The following is an 18,134-nucleotide window of genomic DNA, read 5'->3' on the forward strand; positions in this document are numbered from 1 at the left end:
GACGGCTTCAGTCTAGGGAGCCGATTTACATCGGAAAAGCGGGAATTTACGATCTCATCCATCGATTTTTCGAATAGGTGAGATCATGGTGCCCGGGTTCGATTTCGATCAGCTGCGAACCTTCGTGGCGGTGGCCGAGGCGGGCAGCCTGTCGGCCGCGGCGCCCCGCGTATTCCTCTCGCAGTCTTCCGTGAGCGAGCAGATGCGCAAGCTCGAGGAGCGCATTGGCGTCACACTGTTCACGCGCGGCAAGCACGGCGTGGCCACCACGCCCGCCGGCGAACGCCTGCTCGGCCACGCGCGTCAATTGCTGGCGCAGTCCGAACACGCCTGGCACGACGTGCGCGGCCACTCGATCGCGGGCGAGCTGCGACTGGCGATCACCGATTACTTTCGTCCGGGCGAAGTGGCGCGCATGCTGCGCCACCTCGGCGTGGCATATCCGTCGCTGCGCATCCACGTGACGATTCTCAAGAGCGGCGTGATCGAGGCGGGCTACGACGACGGCGAGTTCGACATCGGCGTGTCGATGCGTGTGCTCGGCAAAGGGCTGGGGCGCGACACCGTGGCCGGTGCGCGGCCGCTCGTGCGCGAATCGCTGGACTGGGTGGCGTCGCCCGATTTCGTGCGCGGCAGCGGCGAGCCGGTGCCGCTACTCGTGCTGCCGGACACGTGCGCACTGCACCGCTTCACCACGCAGTGGCTCGACGCGCATCGCGTGCCGTACACGATTGCCCATGTGGCCTCCGGCGTGGCGGGATTGCAATTGGCGTTGAGCGCGGGGCTTGGGGTGGCTTGTCTGAACGCGTCGGCGGCGGGGCCTTCGCTCGTGCGCGTGGAGCCGCTCGTGCCGGGGCGGCGCTTGCCCGCGCTGCCGGAGGCGGAGTTCCACCTGCTGCCCGCTCGCCGTGGCGAGCCCGAATGGGTCACGCAGGCGCGCGATGCACTGGCTGCTCAGCTTACAGCGCGTTGAGCGGAATCTTCAGGTAGCGGGTGCCGTTGGCTTCCGGTGCCGGCATGTCGCCGGCGCGGATGTTGACCTGCACGGCCGGCAGGATCAGCGTCGGCATGTCGAGCGTGCGGTCGCGCGCTTCGCGCATCGCGACGAACGTCGCTTCGTCGATGCCGTCGTGTACGTGGATGTTGGCGCGGCGCTGCTCGCCGACGGTCGTCTCCCACTTCGGCGCGCGCCCGGCCGGCGGATAGTCGTGACACATGAACAGACGCGTCGAGGGCGGCATCGAGAGCAGCCGGCGAATCGAGCGAAACAGCGTGTGAGCGTTGCCGCCGGGGAAATCGCAGCGGGCGGTGCCGACGTCCGGCATAAACAACGTGTCGCCGACGAAGACCGCGTCTCCCACGCGGTAGGCCATGTCGGCCGGCGTGTGTCCGGGCACGAACATCGCCTGTGCCTGCAGCGCGCCGATCGCGAACGTCTCGCCGTCCTCGAACAGATGGTCGAACTGCGAGCCGTCGGGCGGCACGTCGGCGCCGAGATGGAAGAGCTTCTTGAATACGTGCTGCACGTCGCGGATATGGGCCCCGATGGCGATGCGCCCGCCCACGCGCTCCTTGAGCCAGCGCGCCGCCGACAGATGGTCCGCGTGGGCGTGCGTCTCGAGAATCCAGTCGACGGTGAGCTTCTGCGCGGCCACGAAGTCGAGTACCCGCTGGGCCGAGCCCGTGTGCGTGCGGCCGGCCTTCGGATCGTAATCGAGGACCGGATCGATGATCGCCGCGTGAGCGCCCGGCGCATCGAACACGACATACGTCACCGTGGCGGTGGCGGTGTCGAAAAATGCCTCGATGTGGGCTGGCGTGGCTGACATGTCCGACTCCTGCAAAAGTTTATCGATTCATATATTATAAATCAGCAAAGTGTACGCATTGGGCGTAACGCCGCGCGACATCTTGCCGCGCCCCCACTTTTCCGATCAGGTTTCGATCCTGCCATGCCACGAGGCACTGCGCCATCCCCGGACGACCGGACGGCACCCGCTGCGGGCGCCGCCACCGGCACTTTCGCCCCTACCGTCACGGCACTCCATGAGGCCGCCGCCAACGATACGGCGGGTGTGCCGCTGGACGCCGCGCACCTGCGCTCGGCCGCGCGCGAGGCCGCCGCGCTGCTGCGCGCGCTCGCCAACGAAGACCGGCTGCTGATTCTGTGTCAGCTCACCCAGGGCGAACTGTCCGTGGGCGAGATCGAGGCGCAACTCGACATTCGCCAGCCCACGCTCTCGCAACAACTCGCGGTGCTGCGCGCGCAGGCGCTCGTGACGACCCGCCGCGACGGCAAGCGCATCTTCTATTCGGTTGCCGACGGTGCCGTGCTCGCCGTGCTTGCGTGCCTCTACGAGCAGTTCTGTCCGAGGCCCTGACGGGCGATCTCGCCGACAGCCCGTTCCCTGACGTCGTTGCCCCATCATTGCCAGGTCACTGAAAATCGCCCCATGACAATCGACACCTTCCATTTCACACCCTGGACATCGCTTGCCGGCGGGGTCCTGATTGGCGTCGCCGCCGTCTGGCTGATGCTCGCGAACGGGCGCATCGCCGGCATCTCCGGCATCCTCGGCGGCCTGTTGCGACCGCGCTCGGGCGACGTCGGCTGGCGCGTGGCATTCGTCCTCGGGCTCATGGCGGCGCCCTGGGTGTATCAGGCCGTGGCGCTGGTGCCGGAGGCGCAGATCGAGGCGAGCACCGCCATGCTCGCGGCGGCCGGTCTTACCGTGGGCTTCGGCACGCGGCTCGGCTCGGGCTGCACCAGCGGCCACGGGGTGTGCGGCTTGTCGCGACTGTCGTGGCGATCGCTGGTGGCCACGCTGTGTTTCATGGCCACGGGCTTTCTGACCGTGTTCGTGGTGCGTCACGTCCTCGACTTCCGGGGCGTCGTATGAAGAAGCTGCTTTTCGCGTTCACCGGCGGTCTCGTGTTCGGCCTCGGACTGATGCTCGCGGGCATGGCCAATCCCGCGAAAGTTCTGGGCTTTCTCGATCTCGCCGGGCGTTGGGATCCGTCGCTCGCGTTCGTGATGGGCGGGGCGGTCGCCGTCGCCTTCGCAGGGTTTGGGCTCGCGCGCGGGCAGGTCATGGCATGGACCGGCGAGCCACGCATGTGGCCGGCGTTGCGCGGGCTCGACAAACGGCTCGTCATCGGCGCCCTGCTGTTTGGCGTGGGCTGGGGGCTCGCCGGCATTTGCCCCGGACCCGCGCTGGTGCTGCTCGGCGCGGGCTCGGCCAAGGCGCTGGTGTTCGTCGCTGCCATGGTCGTGGGCATGGCGGTTCATGCGCTCGCCACCCGGGGAGCGGCCAGACGCTGAGGGGCTGGCGCCGGCGTCAGGCATCAGCGCCCGACGTCAGCGCCGATGTCAACGCCCACCGCCGATCCCCGACCGTCAGTGCTGGCGCGCCAGTTCCGTGCCGGCGTCGGCCGGCAGCCGGCGGGTCACCGGAATCGACAGCCACGAGAAAAGGCCGATCACGAGAAACGCCGGCAGGAAGTCGCCTGCCGTCAACTGCTCGTGTCCGGCAAGGCGGCTGCTCGCCTGCAGCACCATCCCCGCAATCGTCACGCCCAGACCGAGCGAGAGCTGTTGCACCACGCTCGCGAGACTCGTTGCGCGGCTCGCGTCCGCGCTGGCAATGTCGGCGTAGACGATCGAATTCAGACACGTGAATTGCAGCGACGGGAAGAAGCCGCCGAACGCCACCACGGCGAGCATGAGCGCGACCGGCGTGTCGTGCGTGAACAGCCCATACGACGAGAGCGCGAGCCCGGCGAGCCCCGCGTTGACGATCAGCACGCGACGGAACCCGAAACGCGCGAGCACGCGCTGCGCGATCGCCTTCATGAAAATGGCGCCGAATGCCGATGCGCACGTGATCATGCCCGACTTGAACGGGTCCATGTGCAAGCCCTCCTGCAGCGCCAGCGGCAGCAGGAACGGCACCGCGCCCAGACCGATGCGAAAGAGCGAGCCGCCGATCACGCTCGCGTGAAACGTCGGAATGCGCAGCAGGCGCAAGTCGAGCAATGGAGCCTGCGCGCGGTTGGCGTGGCGCCAGTAGGCAAGCAGGAACAGCGCGCCGAGCACGCACATGGTCGCGACGACGCCGTCGTCGACCTGACGCTCGCCGATCATCGCCAGACCGAGCATGAGCAGCCCGCTGCCGAGTGCCGAGAGGATGAAGCCGACAGTGTCGAGGCGTCCCGCGTCGCCGCCGCGTTCGTTGTCGATGTACTTGCCGGCCAGATAAATGCCGAGCAGGCTCACGGGGATGTTGATGAAGAAAATCCAGCGCCAATGCAAATAGGCCGTGATCGCGCCGCCGAGCGGGGGGCCGATGACCGGGCCGAGCAGCGCCGGCATGGTCAGGTAGCCGATGGCCTTGACCAGTTCATGCTTGGGCACGGCGCGGAAGATCACGAGCCGGCCGACAGGCACCATCATCGCGCCGCCCACGCCCTGCAGAAAGCGGGCGAAGACGAACGTCGGCAGCGAGAAGGACAGGGCGCACAGGATCGAGCCGGCCATGAAAATGCCAATGGCGGTGCGAAACACGTTGCGCGCGCCGAAACGGTCGGAGACCCAACCGCAAATCGGAATGAAGATGCCCAGCCCGACCACGTAGGCGGTCAGCGCCATCTTGAGCGAAATCGGATCCTGGTGCAGGTCTCGTGCCATGGCAGGCAGCGAGGTGGTGATCACCGTCGCGTCGATGTTCTCCATGAACAGGGCGCAGGCGATGATGAGCGGAATAATGACGGCGCGCGACACGATTGGGGGGAACGGCAGGCGCAAAGATTCGAATTCTCCCACGAGTGCGCCGCACGCTTCAATCGCGAAGGCGCGGCGCGGCCGCCATCGGCGCACGCGGGGTTCCCGGCGCACGGGAAAGCAAGCGCTTGCGCGCGGGCCGAACGGCCACCCCGCCGTCGGTTCGGGGCGCGTGTCCCGTGCTGTCCCGCACTTATTGCGCGCCTACGCCGGACCCCGCCCCTCCACGCCCCTCCACGCCCCTCCACGCCCCTCCGCGCCTATCCGCCCGACGTCGATGCACGCCAATCGCTCGCCGCCAGCCGGTAGAGCACGTGACGGCGCATGCGATGTCCCGGGGGGACCAGGGGATGCAGAAAGTCCTCGTCCGGGCAGTGGTGCATGCCGAGCCGCGCCATGACCGCGCGTGAGCGCGCGTTGGCCGTGACGGTAAAGGACACCAGAGCGTCGAGGCCGAGCGTGTCGAACGCGAAGGCGACGGCCGCCTGCGCGGCTTCCGTGGCGTATCCGTTCGACCACCACGCGCGCGCCAGCCGCCAGCCGATCTCGACAGCCGGTGCGAACGGCGCATCGAAACTCACGTTCATGAGGCCGACGAAGCCGGCAAACGGCGTCACGCCCGGAATCTCGAGCGCCCACGGGCCGTAGCCGTGCGCCTCGATATGCTGCGCGAGCCGGTGCGCGACGGCGTCGCTTTGCGCCCGGTCGAGCGTCGTCGGAAAGTGACGCATGACTTCGCGATCGGCGTTGAGTGCCGCGAAAGGCGCCAGGTCCTCGGCTCGCCAGGGACGCAATACCGTGCGCGCCGTGGTGAGCGTCGCCGCGGGCAACGCGGGGGCGCAGGGGGGGAGGAAGGTCGTCATGCGTTCAAACCCGAATTTGATTCGGTGGTCAAATGAGTCATCACGATAAATCAGGATTTACTTAATTTACGTAAATCGCTCCGATTCACTTTTTGAAAGGCCACGCGGGGCGGGCGCTTGCGCCGGGCTGCCGGGCCAGCCGGTCGCACGGCGCATTGCCCTATCTTACGGAATCGCGCGCCAATCCGGGGTGAGATTGACGCGCGAATTTGACGTATACGTCAATCGATCGGAAATATCCGGCATTCGCTGCCATTCATCATCATTGGCCAGGCGCCAGGCAGGGATTACCCGCGCCTCGCCCATATTGCACGCAATGCCCGGAATATCGCGAGGGCGCGCAGGGTTCCGGCGCCGGCTCGCGTCTGACCAGACAGTTAATGGCGAGCCGTATGAAATCGGGCGAATCGAACGCATGAAACGGCTGTCGCGCTTATCCGTAAATTGCGTCACCTCGACGCCAATCGAGGGCGAATGTCTTGCGAAGCATCCGAATCAGTTCGCTGTTTCGGATCACAGAATAATCGGATAGCGCTTAAATATTTGTAATCGTATATTTTCGTGCGTCGAAGAATGCGTGTCGCGATGGCGCAAGGCGAGGCCGGCAAGCGCGCGAAATGCTTACCAAGTCTTGCGGAGCGTGATGAGCGACGACATGGCCGCGTGGAGTCCTGATCACTTTGGGCGCTGATTGGCGGATATCAGACGCCAATCAAGTGGTACACGCGTTGAGTTGCGAAGCGCCGGGCGAGGCGATATTCCCGGATTTTTGCCCTCATTCCGTGCATTTTGTGAAGTATCACCGGGACGATTCAATGCGATTTTGGCGTGCAATGCCTCATTCCCTGGAAATGCGGTTTTCAATTTATTAAAACTCGTGCTATTTTAAGTGGCGATCCATTTTAACAACGTAAGGACACGCCAGATGGCAAGCTATAAGGAACTCGTCGCGCAACGCGAAAAGATCGAAAAGCAGATCGAGGAAGCCCGGGCCCGCGAAGTCGCCCAGGTGATCGCCGAAGTGAAACAGAAGATCCAGGAATATGAGCTGACTGCAAAGGATCTGGGTCTTGCAACGACGGACGGCCGTCGCCGTGCCGCGCGCGCGCAGATCGCACCGAAGTACATGAATCCGGCAACCGGTGAAACGTGGTCGGGCCGCGGCCGCGCGCCGAAGTGGGTCGGCAAGAACAAAGAGAAATTTCTGATCAAGTAATTCGCCGGCGAAAGCCGGACGGGCATTGCCGGTCACATGTCAGGGAGATGGGGCGCAAACGATCGCCATGCCGCACCGACGCGCAAGGCACCGCCAGCCCATCCACCGTGTCCATTCAACGTGTGCTACGTGTCCCTGTAAGCAGTAGAGCAGCAGCCCAGTAGTCGCATTGCCCCCTAACCCCGGATCGCCTGGCTGTGGCTTGATGTGATGCAATGCCGTAAAAGTCGAAACCCGCCGCTCGTGGATCGAGGGCGGGTTTTTTCATGGGGCGTGCTTCAGGGCAATCGTGCGCTGGCGGCCGTCATGGCCGGCGTGTCGCTTTTCACGCCGCACCGGGATCGTCCGGCGGGAACATGAGCGTCACCTGCAGGCCGCCGGTGGGCCGGTTGGCAAACGACACGCGCCCGCCCAGTTGCTGCGTCAGCTTGTCGACAATGGCCAGTCCGAGTCCGCAGTGCGCGTTGCCGCCGCGCGCGGGATCGAGCCGGACGAAGGGACGCACCACGCGATTGATGTCCTCGTTCGGAATGCCGGGCCCGCTGTCTTCGATGACCAGTCGCCAGCCGCTCGCGTCGTGCGAGGTCCGGATCGCAAGCGGCGCGCGCCCATACGTCACGGCGTTGTCGAGCAGGTTGTTCACGATGCGCTCGAGATAGGTCTGACGCAGTTTGAAGCCCGGCCCGGCCTGCAGATCGAGTTCGATGGCGTAGCCCTGGTCGAGAAAAGGCTGGACAAGCGCCGGGATCCGCGCTTCGACCGGCGAGGCCGCGCTGTCCATTTCGATGCCGCGCGCAAACAGCAGGAACTGGTCGACGATGCGGGTCATCGATTCGGCATCGCGTGCGATGCCTTCGCTCATCTGCGCGTCCTCGAGCATTTCGGCGCGCAGCCGCAGCCGCGCGAGCGGCGTCTTCAGATCGTGCGCGATGCCGGCGAGCATGGTGTTGCGCTCGCGATCGGTCTGCACGATATCGTGGCTCATGCGATTGAAGCGCTCGGTAAGCTGACGCAACTCGAACGGGCCGCGCTCCTTGACCTGGGTGCGCACGCGGTGGGTGGCCAATTGCTCGGCGGCCGCCGCCATGTCGCGGACCGGACGTTGCAGCTGCCACGCGGCGAACAGCGCAAAGATGACCGTAATGCCGAGCACCGCGGCCAGGCCGGGCAGCACTGCGGCCGTGCCGGGCGGATTGCGCACGGAGAGGATCGGCGTGGCGATCCAGTAGTCGCGTCCCGGCAGGCGCGCCCAGATGCGCGGCGGCGGCGTGCGCTCCACGCGCAGTTGCGTGCCCGGCGGCAGACGGCGCGCGAGCTCGGTCGTGAGGCGCGCACTGCGCGAGGCCGGCTCGAACACGTCGCCGTGCGCGAACGTGACCGGCACGACCTGCACGAGATCGGGCAGCGTGAGCGTGGAGTTGCCGTCGTGCACGTCGGCGGCGGCCTTGATGATGAACGCCATCTGCTCGGCGGCGTTCTGCACGCGCGTGTCGTCGTGATCGCTGCGCAGGATCGTGAGGTAGGAAAAATGACTGATGACCAGCGCGGCGATGATCAGCACCGCGAGCCGGCCGAACAGCGTATCGAACCGGCCTTTCATGCGGCGCTCCGCAGGCGGTCCGGGAAAAACATTGGCAGCATGCCGGAGTCCTTGTCAGGCCGGAAGACGGCGTCGCGCGACGCCCCCGGCGTTTCGACGGCGAATCGGTCGTCCGCCTTTGCCGGATCGTCCGTACTGGCGGAGTCGGGTAGGCGCGAGACGGGGAGCGGATGACCGCGCCGGGTCATCAGGCGCTCGCCATGTCGGCGCGCTGGCCGTCGGGAACGAAGATGTAGCCGCGACCGCGCACGGTCTGGATGAAGCGCGGACTTTGTGCGTCTTCGTCGAGCAGGCGGCGCAGGCGCCAGATCTGCACGTCGATGCCGCGATCGTTGACGTCGCTGTCCGCGCCGTAGAGCAATTCGATGATGCGCTCGCGCGAGAGCACCTGCATGGCGTGATTGACCAGCAGGCGCAGCAGCCCGTATTCGCCGTCCGAGAGCGTGAGCAGCTGCGCGTCGCGCGTGAGCGTGCGGCTGCGGAAGTCCAGCACGAACGGCCCGAACGTGTAGTTCTCGCGCTGCTCGGGTACGGCGGCGTCCGGCGTCTTGCGACGGCGCAGCACGGCGTTGATGCGAGCGAGCAGCTCGCGCGGGCTGAACGGCTTGCCCAGGTAATCGTCGGCGCCGATCTCGAGGCCGACGATACGGTCGATTTCGTCGCTGCGCGCGGTGAGCAGAATCACCGGCACGTCGTCGTTGCGCGCGCGCAGGTCGCGCAGCGCGGTGAGCCCGTCGACCTTGGGCATCATCAGGTCGAGCACGATCAGGGCCGGGCGCTCGCGTTCGAGGCGTGCGGCCAGCCCGTCGCCGTCGTGCATCACGGCGACCGAGAAGCCGTGGCGGCTCAGGTACTCGCGCAGCAGGTCGCGCAGGTCGGGATCGTCGTCGACAACAAGAATCTTCATATTGGATCGGACAGGTGGTGTCGTCATGATAGTGGCCTCCCCGCGCAGCTAGACACGCGTTTTGTTTCCAGACATTACAGTGTTGCCGACCTGTAACGATGCGTAATAATAGTGCGAGCTTCGATGCCGCCAAAATTTCATGCGCTTCACGTAAGCTTCGCTCTGCTCGGCAGGCGGCCCGTCCGGCCTCCTTGCCCCCCGTGTCTCCTTGCCCTCGTGCCTCCTTGCCTCCCGGTCCCGCCGGCAGCCCTGGCAGTTCTCGACGATCCGTCTGGCTGCCGTCGCGCACGCCCGGACGCGCGTCTCATGCCATGAGAGTGGGGCGACGGCATGATTCCGGGCGCCTTGGCAGCACGCACTGGCGAAGCGAACCAATGCGCGCGCCGCCGGTCTGTCACCAGCAACGGCATTCTGCCGCGCGCCGGTGAAGCTGCGGTAAGTGACCCGGTGCGCCGGGCCTGCACGTCGGTCTGCTATGCTGATCGCCCAAGGTCGGCGCGAGACACCCCCGGGCGTCCGGGCAGTTCGCCGCGCCGCAGCAATCCGACAAGAATGAATGTCGTCCGTATCGTCGTTGCCGTCGTCGTCGCTGTCGTCGCTGTCGCCGCTGTCGTCGCCGTCTAGGCTGCCAAAGCCGGTCTGAGCGCCTGACGCCTTGACGCGCTCGCCGCTCTCGCCGGTGCCGGACGAATCCGCCAACCACTGCGCTGTTACGAGGAAGTCATGACCGAGCACGGTCCCCACGGTTCCGAACAACCGAACGGTTCTGATCGTTCGTCTGTGCCGCCGGCGCCGCCCAACGGGCCGGCGCCGCGCGACACGGGAACACGCACGCGCCGCTGGCTCGTGCCCGGCGTGATCGGGCTCATCGTGGTGCTCATCGCGGGGGGCGTCTATTACCGCCTGCACACGCAAGGCGCGCAGGGGCCAGCGCAAAGCGGCGGGCGCCGCGGCGGGCCGCCGGGCGGCATGGCCGGCGGCGCGGCGACCCCGGTGAGCGCCGTCGAAGCGAAGACGGGCGATCTGCCCGTCTTCCTCAACGGCCTGGGCACGGTAACGCCCACGCGCAGCGTCACCGTGCACTCGCGCGTGGACGGGCAGTTGATGAAGGTGCATTTCAAGGAGGGCGACATGGTCAAGGAAGGCCAGTTGCTCGCCGAGATCGACCCCCGGCCGTTCCAGGTGCAGGTCACGCAAATGGAAGGCCAGCTCGCGCGCGATCAGGCGCTGCTCAGAAACGCGCAGCTCGACCTCGCCCGCTACGAAACGCTGCTCAAGCAGGACTCGATTGCCACGCAGACGGTCGACACCCAGCGCGCCCTCGTCAAGCAGTACGAAGGAACGGTCAAGTCCGACCAGGGCCAGCTCGACAACGCCCGCCTGCAATTGACCTACGCGAACGTGACCGCGCCGGTCTCGGGACTCGTGGGGCTGCGGCAGGTCGACCCGGGCAACATCGTTCACGCCTCGGATACCAACGGCATCGTGATCATCAACGAAGTCACGCCGATCACGGTCGTCTACACGATTGCCGAGGACAATCTCGCGCGCGTGCTCAAACGCTCCCGCGGCGGCGAGACGCTGCCCGTGGAGGCGTTCGACCGGGCGGGCAAGATCAAGCTCGCCACGGGCAAGCTGGCATCGATCGACAACCAGATCGACGTGAGCACCGGCACGGTCAAGCTCAAGGCCGAGTTCCCCAATGGCGACGGCCTGCTGTTCCCGAACCAGTTCGTCAACGTGAAGATGCTCGTCGACACGCTCAGGGGCGCCACGCTCATCCCGAGCGCCGCCGTGCAGCGCGGCACCCAAGGCAGCTTCGTGTACACGGTGCAGCCGGACCAGACCGTCAAGCTCAAGACCGTGAAGCTCGGCCCGACCGACGGCACGAACGTGGCCGTGGAGTCGGGCATTGCGCCGGGCGAGAAACTCGTCATCGACGGCATGGACAAGCTTCGCGACGGCGCCAGGGTCGAAGTGATCACGGCCGAGAGCCGCGCCGCGGCAGTCGCGCCGCGCGCCGCCGGCGAGAAGCGCAACGGCAACGGCGGGCAGCGCCGTCAGGCGCAATAAGGTGGCGTCGCGCGAAGCCACGCGACGCGGCCCCGCCCGCCGCGCCGCAGACGCCCCGGCACAAGCCGCTCACGCCTTCCCACGCAGCCAATGAATCCGTCACGCCCGTTTATTCTCCGACCGGTCGCCACATCGTTGCTGATGCTGGCGATCCTGCTCGCCGGTTTCGTCGCGTACCGGCTGCTGCCGCTCTCGGCGCTGCCGGAGGTCGACTATCCGACCATCCAGGTGGTCACGCTCTACCCGGGCGCGAGTCCGGACGTGATGACCTCGTCGGTCACCGCGCCGCTCGAGCGGCAGTTCGGCCAGATGCCGGGGCTCAATCAGATGTCGTCGACCAGTTCGGGCGGCGCCTCGGTGATCACGCTGCAGTTCTCGCTCGATCTCGGGCTCGACGTTGCCGAACAGGAGGTACAGGCCGCCATCAACAGCGCGAGCAATCTGCTGCCGAGCGACCTGCCCATGCCGCCGATCTACAGCAAGGTCAACCCGGCCGACACGCCGATCCTGACGCTGGCGGTCATGTCGAAGACCATGCCGCTGCCCAAGCTGGAGGACCTCGTCGACACGCGCGTCGCGCAGAAAATCTCACAGTTGCCCGGCATCGGCCTGGTGAGCATCTCGGGCGGCCAGCGCCCCGCCGTGCGCATTCAGGTCAACCCGCGCGCGATAACGTCCTACGGGCTCAATATCGAAGACGTGCGCACGTCCATCGCGGCGGCCAACGTCAACCAGGCAAAGGGCAGCTTCGACGGTCCGCTGCGCGCGTCCACCATCGACGCCAACGATCAACTCGCCTCGGCCGACGAGTACCGCAATCTGGTCATCGCCTACAAGAACGGCGGCCCGATCCGTCTGTCGGACATCGCGGACGTGATCGACGGCGCGGAGAATACCAAGCTCGCGGCTTGGGCCGACACCACGCCGGCCATCGTCGTGAACGTGCAGCGCCAGCCGGGCGCGAACGTCATCGAGACGGTCAACAAGGTCAAGGCGCTGCTGCCACAGTTGCAGGCGTCGCTGCCGGGCAGCATCGACGTGAAGCTGCTCACCGATCGCACGACGACGATTCGCGCGTCCGTCTCCGACGTGCAGTTCGAGCTCATTCTCGCCGTCGCGCTGGTGGTGATGGTGATCTTCCTGTTCCTGCGCAACGTCTCGGCCACCCTCATCCCGAGCGTGGCCGTGCCGCTCTCGCTCATAGGCACGTTCGGCGTGATGTACCTCGCGGGCTTCTCGATCAACAACCTCACGCTCATGGCGCTGACCATCGCGACGGGCTTCGTGGTGGACGACGCCATCGTGATGATCGAGAACATCGCGCGCTACATGGAGCAGGGCGAGAAGCCGCTGCAGGCGGCGCTCAAGGGCGCGGAGCAGATCGGCTTCACGATCATTTCGCTCACGTTCTCGCTGATCGCCGTGCTCATCCCGCTGCTGTTCATGGGCGACGTGGTCGGGCGGCTGTTTCGCGAGTTCGCGATCACGCTGGCGGTGTCGATCCTGATCTCGGCGGTCGTCTCGCTCACGCTCACGCCGATGATGTGCGCGAAGCTGCTGCGCCATGTGCCGGAAGACAAGCAGGGCAAGTTCTACCGCAAGACCGGCGAGATGTTCGATCGCATCATCGCCAGGTACGGCGAGTGGCTCACGTGGGTGCTCGATCGCCAGCCGGCCACGCTGCTCGTGGCGCTCGGCACGCTCGTGCTCACCGTGCTGCTGTACCTCTGGGTGCCCAAGGGCTTCTTCCCGGTGCAGGACACCGGCGTGATCCAGGGCATCTCCGAGGCGCCGCAGTCGATTTCGTTCACGGCGATGGGCGAGCGGCAGCAGGCGCTGGTGGCCGAAGTGCTGAAGGACCCGGCGGTCGAGTCGGTGTCGTCGTTCATCGGGGTGGACGGCGTGAATGCCACGCTCAACAGCGGCCGTCTGCTCATCAACCTGAAGGACAAGGGCGAGCGCGGCGTGGACGCCTCCGAAGTCATCCGGCGCCTGCAGCCGGCCGTCGCGAAGGTTCCCGGCATTGCGCTGCACATGCAGCCGGTGCAGGACCTGACGATCGAAGACCGGATCAGCCGCACGCAATATCAGTTCACGCTGCAGGACCCGAGCCTCGACACGCTGAGCGCCTGGGTGCCCAGGCTCGTCGAGAAGCTGCAGCACGTGCCGCAGCTCGCCGACGTGACGAGCGATCTGCAGGTCAACGGCTTGCAGGCCTACGTGGAGATCGATCGCGATACGGCGAGCCGTCTGGGCGTGACGCCCGCGTCGGTCGACCAGACGCTCTACAGCGCCTTCGGCCAGCGGCTGATTTCGACGATCTACACGCAGGCGTCGCAGTACCGCGTGGTGCTCGAGGTGGCCGAAGACTTCCAGCGCGGCCCCGACGCGCTCAAGGGCATTTACGTGGCGTCGAGCTCGGGCGTGCAGGTGCCACTCACGTCGTTCGCGAAGGTCATCGAGAAACCCACGCCGCTCGCGATTAACCATCAGGGCCAGTTCCCGGCCGCGACGATTTCGTTCAACCTCGCCAAGGGCGCGTCGCTGGGCGACGCCGTCAAGGCGATCACCGAGGCCGAGCAGTCGATCGGTCTGCCGGTGAGCACGCAGACGACCTTCCAGGGCGCCGCGCAGGCGTTCCAGGCGTCGCTCTCGAACACGCTGTGGCTGATCCTGGCCGCCGTGGTGACGATGTACATCGTGCTGGGCGTGCTCTACGAGAGCTACATCCATCCGGTCACGATCCTGTCGACGCTGCCCTCGGCCGGCGTGGGGGCGCTGCTCGCGCTCATGGTGACGGGCAACGACATCAGCATCATCGCGATCATCGGCATCATCCTGCTCATCGGTATCGTCAAGAAGAACGCGATCATGATGATCGACTTCGCGCTCGAAGCCGAGCGCGAGCACGGCATGGCGCCGCGCGAGGCGATCTATCAGGCGTGTCTGCTGCGTTTTAGGCCGATTCTGATGACGACGATGGCGGCGGTGCTGGGCGCGCTGCCGCTGATGCTCGGCTCGGGCGTCGGCTCCGAGCTGCGCCAGCCGCTCGGCATCACGATGGTGGGCGGGCTGATGGTGAGCCAGGTGCTCACGCTGTTCACCACGCCGGTGATCTACCTGTGGTTCGACCGCTGGGCGATGCGTGCACGGGCATGGCGCGAGCGGCGCTTCGGGCCGTCGGACGGGCAAGGCGGGGGCGAGCACGGCGGCGGTGGCGGCGATGGCGGCGATGGCGGCCAGGCCGGCGCCGGTCCGGCAATCACGGACGGTCCCGCGCGATGAACCTGTCGGCCGTCTTCATCAGGCGCTCGGTCGCGACGGTCCTGCTCACCATCGGGGTGACGCTCGCGGGCATCGTCGCGTTCGGCCTGCTGCCGGTCTCGCCGCTGCCGCAAGTCGACTTTCCGACGATTTCCGTGTCGGCGTCGCTGCCCGGCGCGAGTCCCGAGACGATGGCCGCGAGCGTGGCCACGCCGCTGGAGCGCGCGCTGGGTCGTATCGCCGGCGTGACCGAGATGACGTCGAACAGCACGCTGGGCTCCACGCGCATCACACTGCAATTCGACCTCTCGCGCGACATCAACGGTGCGGCCCGCGACGTGCAGGCCGCGATCAACGCCGCGCGCAGCCTGCTGCCCACGGGCCTGCCGAGCAACCCGACCTATCGCAAGGTGAACCCGGCAAGTGCGCCGGTGATGATCATCGCGCTTACCTCCGAGAGCATGACGCGCGGGCAGATGTACGACGCGGCGTCGACCATTCTCGCGCAGAAGATCTCGCAGCTCGAGGGCGTGGGCGACGTGACGGTGGGCGGCAGCTCGCTGCCGGCGGTGCGCGTCGAACTCAATCCCACGGCGCTCAACAAGTACCAGATTCCGCTGGAGACGGTGCGCACCGCCATCCAGTCGGTCAACGCGAACCGCCCGAAGGGGGCGCTCGAGGACGGTGAGCGGCGCTGGCAGATTCTCGCCAATGATCAGGCGAAGACAGCCAGGGAGTATCTGCCGGTCATCGTCAGCTATCAGGACGGGCGCCCCGTGCGCCTGTCCGACATCGCCGACGTGGTCGATTCGGTACAGGACGTGCGCAACGCGGGCTCGGCCAACGGCAAGCCTTCGGTGCTGCTGATCATCACGACGCAGCCCGGCGCGAACATCATCCAGACCGTCGACGGCATCAACCGCATTTTGCCGAACCTGCGCGCGTCGATTCCCGCCGCGATCAACCTGGACGTGGTGATGGACCGCACGCCCACGATTCGTGCGTCGCTCAGGGAAGTCGAGCGCACGCTGCTGATCTCGATCGCGCTGGTGATCATGGTGGTGTTCGTCTTCCTGCGCAACTGGCGCGCGACGCTGATCCCGAGCGTGGCCGTGCCGGTCTCGCTGATCGGCACCTTCGGGGTCATGTATCTGTGCGGCTTCAGCCTCGACAACCTGTCGCTCATGGCGCTCACCATCGCGACGGGCTTCGTGGTCGACGACGCCATCGTGGTGCTCGAGAACATCTCGCGGCATATCGAGCAGGGGCTGAGTCCGTTTGCCGCGGCTCTCAAGGGCACGCGCGAAGTGGGTTTCACGGTGCTGTCGATGAGTATTTCGCTGGTGGCGGTGTTCATTCCGCTGCTGCTCATGGGCGGCATCGTCGGACGGCTGTTCCGGGAGTTCGCCGTGACGCTCTCGGCGGCCATCATGGTCTCGCTGGTCGTCTCGCTCACGACCACCCCGATGATGTGCGCCCGCCTGCTCAAGGGCAGACCCGCGCCGGGCGTGCCTGTCGGGACGGCGCCGCTCGCGCCCGAGCCGCCGCCGCGCCGCACCGTGTGGACGCGTATGGGCGAGTGGACCGAACGTCTGTTCGCGGCCATGCTGCGCGAGTACGAACGCTCGCTCGCCTGGGCGCTGCGGCATGGGCCGCTGATGCTCATCATCCTGTTCGCGACCATTTGCCTGAACGTCTGGCTGTACGCCGTCGTGCCGAAAGGGTTCTTCCCGCAGCAGGACACGGGCCGCATGATCGGCTTCATTCAGGCCGACCAGGCGATTTCTTTCCAGGCGATGGAAAAGAAGCTCGCCGACTTCATCCGGATCGTGCAGGCCGACCCGGATGTCGCGTCCGTCACCGGCTTTACGGGCGGCTCGAACCGCAACGGCGGCTCGATGTTCGTCACGCTCAAGCCGCTGGGGCAGCGCAAGGCGAGCGCCGATCAGGTGATCGCGCGGTTGCGCGGCAAGCTGGCCAGGGAGCCGGGCGCGGTGCTGTACCTGCAATCGGTGCAGGACATTCGCGTGGGCGGGCGCTCGAGCAACGCGCAGTACCAATACACGCTGCAGGCCGACGACCTGCAGCAACTGCGCGAGTGGGAGCCGAAGGTGCGCAACGCGATCTCGCGTCTGCCCAATCTCGTCGACGTCAATACCGATCAGCAGGACAAGGGGCTGCAGACGACGCTGGAGATCGACCGCGATCAGGCCTCGCGCCTCGGGCTGACGATGAGCCAGATCGACAACGTGCTCAACGACGCGTTCGGGCAGCGGCAGGTCTCGACCATCTACAATCCGCTCAACCAGTACAAGGTGGTGATGGAGGTCGCGCCGCAGTGGTGGCAGAGTCCGGAGTCGCTCAAGGACATCTACGTGGTGACGTCCGCCGGCGCGCAGGTGCCGCTCTCGGCGTTCGCGCGCTACCGGCCGACGAACACCGCGCTGGGCGTGTCGCACCAGGGACAGTTCGCCGCGAGCACGATTTCGTTCAACCTGCCGCCGGGCGTGTCGCTCTCGCAGGCGCAGGCGTCGATCAGCGACGCCGTGAGCCGCCTGGGCATGCCGACGTCGGTGCACGGCAGCTTCCAGGGCACGGCGCAGGCGTTCCAGTCGGCGCTCTCCTCGCAGCCGATCCTGATCCTGACGGCGCTGCTCACGGTGTACATCGTGCTGGGCGTGCTCTACGAGAGCTACATCCACCCGCTGACCATTCTGTCGACGCTGCCCTCGGCGGGCGTGGGCGCGCTGCTCGCGCTGCTGCTCTTCAATACGGAGTTCAGCATCATCGCGCTCATTGGCGTGATTCTGCTCATCGGCATCGTCAAGAAGAACGCGATCATGATGATCGACTTCGCCCTGGAGGCCGAGCGGCGTCAGAACATGGCGCCGCGCGAGGCGATCTATCACGCGTGCGTGCTGCGCTTTCGACCGATCATGATGACGACGATGGCGGCCATGCTCGGCGCGATTCCGCTCGCGCTCGGCACCGGCGACGGCGCGGAGCTGCGTCAGCCGCTCGGCATCTCGATCGTGGGCGGTCTGTTCGTCAGCCAGGTGCTCACGCTTTACACGACGCCCGTGGTGTATCTGTATCTCGATCGCTTGCGCCTGCGCTGGGCGCGTTGGCGTGCGCGTGGCCAGACGGGCCATGGCGACGTCGGGGAGATCGGCCATGGCTGATGCCGCTCGTCGTTGGCGCGATGCTCGCGTCGTCGAATTCGTCCGCGGGGTCGTTGCCGCCCGCGTCGGCGCATTCCCTGCAACTCCTGTCCCGGCCAGTGGGCCGATGTGTGCCATGTTCCCTACCCTGAATCGCCAAGTCCTGCCCGATCGTGCTTGCGCCACCGTCCCTTCGGGGCGTCGGCAGAAGGCGGGAGCGTCGCCGCGAGAAGTACCGCGAGAGGCACCGAGAGAGGCACCGCGAGAGGC

General features: G+C 66.5%; 14 protein-coding genes. 8 read left to right on the forward strand and 6 right to left on the reverse strand.

Annotation, left to right across the window (positions count from 1 at the left end; translation table 11 throughout):
• Window positions 1–88 precede the first annotated feature (88 nt).
• On the forward strand, window positions 89–973 hold the full coding sequence (locus PNO31109_RS15470) for a LysR family transcriptional regulator (protein ID WP_150556461.1): 885 nt from the start codon (window positions 89–91) through the stop codon (window positions 971–973).
• Here the strand turns inward: PNO31109_RS15470 and PNO31109_RS15475 are convergent.
• Window positions 960–1,829, reverse strand: coding sequence for an MBL fold metallo-hydrolase (locus PNO31109_RS15475; RefSeq protein ID WP_150556363.1), 870 nt, complete (start codon window positions 1,827–1,829; stop codon window positions 960–962). The two genes, PNO31109_RS15470 and PNO31109_RS15475, sit on opposite strands and share 14 nt — an antisense overlap.
• Before the next feature lie 123 nt (window positions 1,830–1,952).
• On the opposite strand from PNO31109_RS15475, the gene PNO31109_RS15480 reads away from it, so the two are divergent.
• The 3 genes from PNO31109_RS15480 (at window position 1,953) to PNO31109_RS15490 (ending at window position 3,322) form a co-directional block, all read left to right on the forward strand.
• The gene (locus PNO31109_RS15480) at window positions 1,953–2,381 is read left to right on the forward strand and encodes an ArsR/SmtB family transcription factor (protein WP_150556364.1); all 429 of its coding nucleotides are present in this window, start codon (window positions 1,953–1,955) and stop codon (window positions 2,379–2,381) included.
• 72 nt (window positions 2,382–2,453) lie between these two features.
• On the forward strand, window positions 2,454–2,900 hold the full coding sequence (locus tag PNO31109_RS15485) for a YeeE/YedE family protein (RefSeq protein ID WP_150556365.1): 447 nt from the start codon (window positions 2,454–2,456) through the stop codon (window positions 2,898–2,900).
• Window positions 2,897–3,322: a DUF6691 family protein gene (locus tag PNO31109_RS15490; protein ID WP_150556366.1), complete on the forward strand. Its 426-nt coding sequence runs from the start codon at window positions 2,897–2,899 to the stop codon at window positions 3,320–3,322. Before PNO31109_RS15485 ends, PNO31109_RS15490 begins: the two co-directional genes overlap by 4 nt.
• Before the next feature lie 75 nt (window positions 3,323–3,397).
• Here the strand turns inward: PNO31109_RS15490 and PNO31109_RS15495 are convergent, their stop codons facing one another.
• The 3 genes from PNO31109_RS15495 to PNO31109_RS15505 all read right to left on the reverse strand — a co-directional run bounded on the left by PNO31109_RS15495 (window position 3,398) and on the right by PNO31109_RS15505 (window position 6,096).
• Entirely contained in the window at window positions 3,398–4,732 is a 1,335-nt protein-coding gene (locus tag PNO31109_RS15495; protein ID WP_244958190.1) for an MFS transporter, read from the reverse strand.
• A gap of 308 nt (window positions 4,733–5,040) precedes the next feature.
• Window positions 5,041–5,643 (reverse strand): GNAT family N-acetyltransferase, encoded by a 603-nt coding sequence (locus PNO31109_RS15500; RefSeq protein WP_150556367.1) that lies wholly within the window; start codon window positions 5,641–5,643, stop codon window positions 5,041–5,043.
• 165 nt (window positions 5,644–5,808) lie between these two features.
• Window positions 5,809–6,096 carry a hypothetical protein gene (locus PNO31109_RS15505; RefSeq protein ID WP_150556368.1) on the reverse strand — a complete coding sequence of 96 codons (288 nt, stop codon included), beginning with the start codon at window positions 6,094–6,096 and terminating at the stop codon, window positions 5,809–5,811.
• Window positions 6,097–6,568: 472 nt separating this feature from the next.
• Between PNO31109_RS15505 and PNO31109_RS15510 the strand changes: the two genes are divergently transcribed.
• Complete coding sequence (locus tag PNO31109_RS15510; protein ID WP_150556463.1) at window positions 6,569–6,859, forward strand: H-NS histone family protein; 291 nt, start codon at window positions 6,569–6,571, stop codon at window positions 6,857–6,859.
• Between the two features lie 325 nt (window positions 6,860–7,184).
• Here the strand turns inward: PNO31109_RS15510 and PNO31109_RS15515 are convergent, their stop codons facing one another.
• Window positions 7,185–8,459 carry an ATP-binding protein gene (locus PNO31109_RS15515; protein ID WP_150556369.1) on the reverse strand — a complete coding sequence of 425 codons (1,275 nt, stop codon included), beginning with the start codon at window positions 8,457–8,459 and terminating at the stop codon, window positions 7,185–7,187.
• Window positions 8,460–8,646: 187 nt separating this feature from the next.
• A complete protein-coding gene (locus PNO31109_RS15520) occupies window positions 8,647–9,366 on the reverse strand; it encodes a response regulator (protein WP_039405061.1) in 720 nt (239 codons plus the stop codon).
• Window positions 9,367–10,089: 723 nt separating this feature from the next.
• Between PNO31109_RS15520 and PNO31109_RS15525 the strand changes: the two genes are divergently transcribed.
• From PNO31109_RS15525 to PNO31109_RS15535, 3 genes are all read left to right on the forward strand, one after another.
• Entirely contained in the window at window positions 10,090–11,439 is a 1,350-nt protein-coding gene (locus tag PNO31109_RS15525; protein ID WP_241014044.1) for an MdtA/MuxA family multidrug efflux RND transporter periplasmic adaptor subunit, read from the forward strand.
• Window positions 11,440–11,529: 90 nt separating this feature from the next.
• Entirely contained in the window at window positions 11,530–14,724 is a 3,195-nt protein-coding gene (locus tag PNO31109_RS15530; protein WP_150556370.1) for an MdtB/MuxB family multidrug efflux RND transporter permease subunit, read from the forward strand.
• On the forward strand, window positions 14,721–17,885 hold the full coding sequence (locus tag PNO31109_RS15535; protein ID WP_150556371.1) for a multidrug efflux RND transporter permease subunit: 3,165 nt from the start codon (window positions 14,721–14,723) through the stop codon (window positions 17,883–17,885). The genes PNO31109_RS15530 and PNO31109_RS15535 overlap by 4 nt, the downstream gene beginning before the upstream one ends.
• Window positions 17,886–18,134: the final 249 nt, after the last annotated feature.

It is taken from the genome of Pandoraea nosoerga (genome assembly GCF_902459585.1).
In the GTDB taxonomy this organism is placed as follows: Bacteria; Pseudomonadota; Gammaproteobacteria; order Burkholderiales; family Burkholderiaceae; genus Pandoraea; species Pandoraea nosoerga.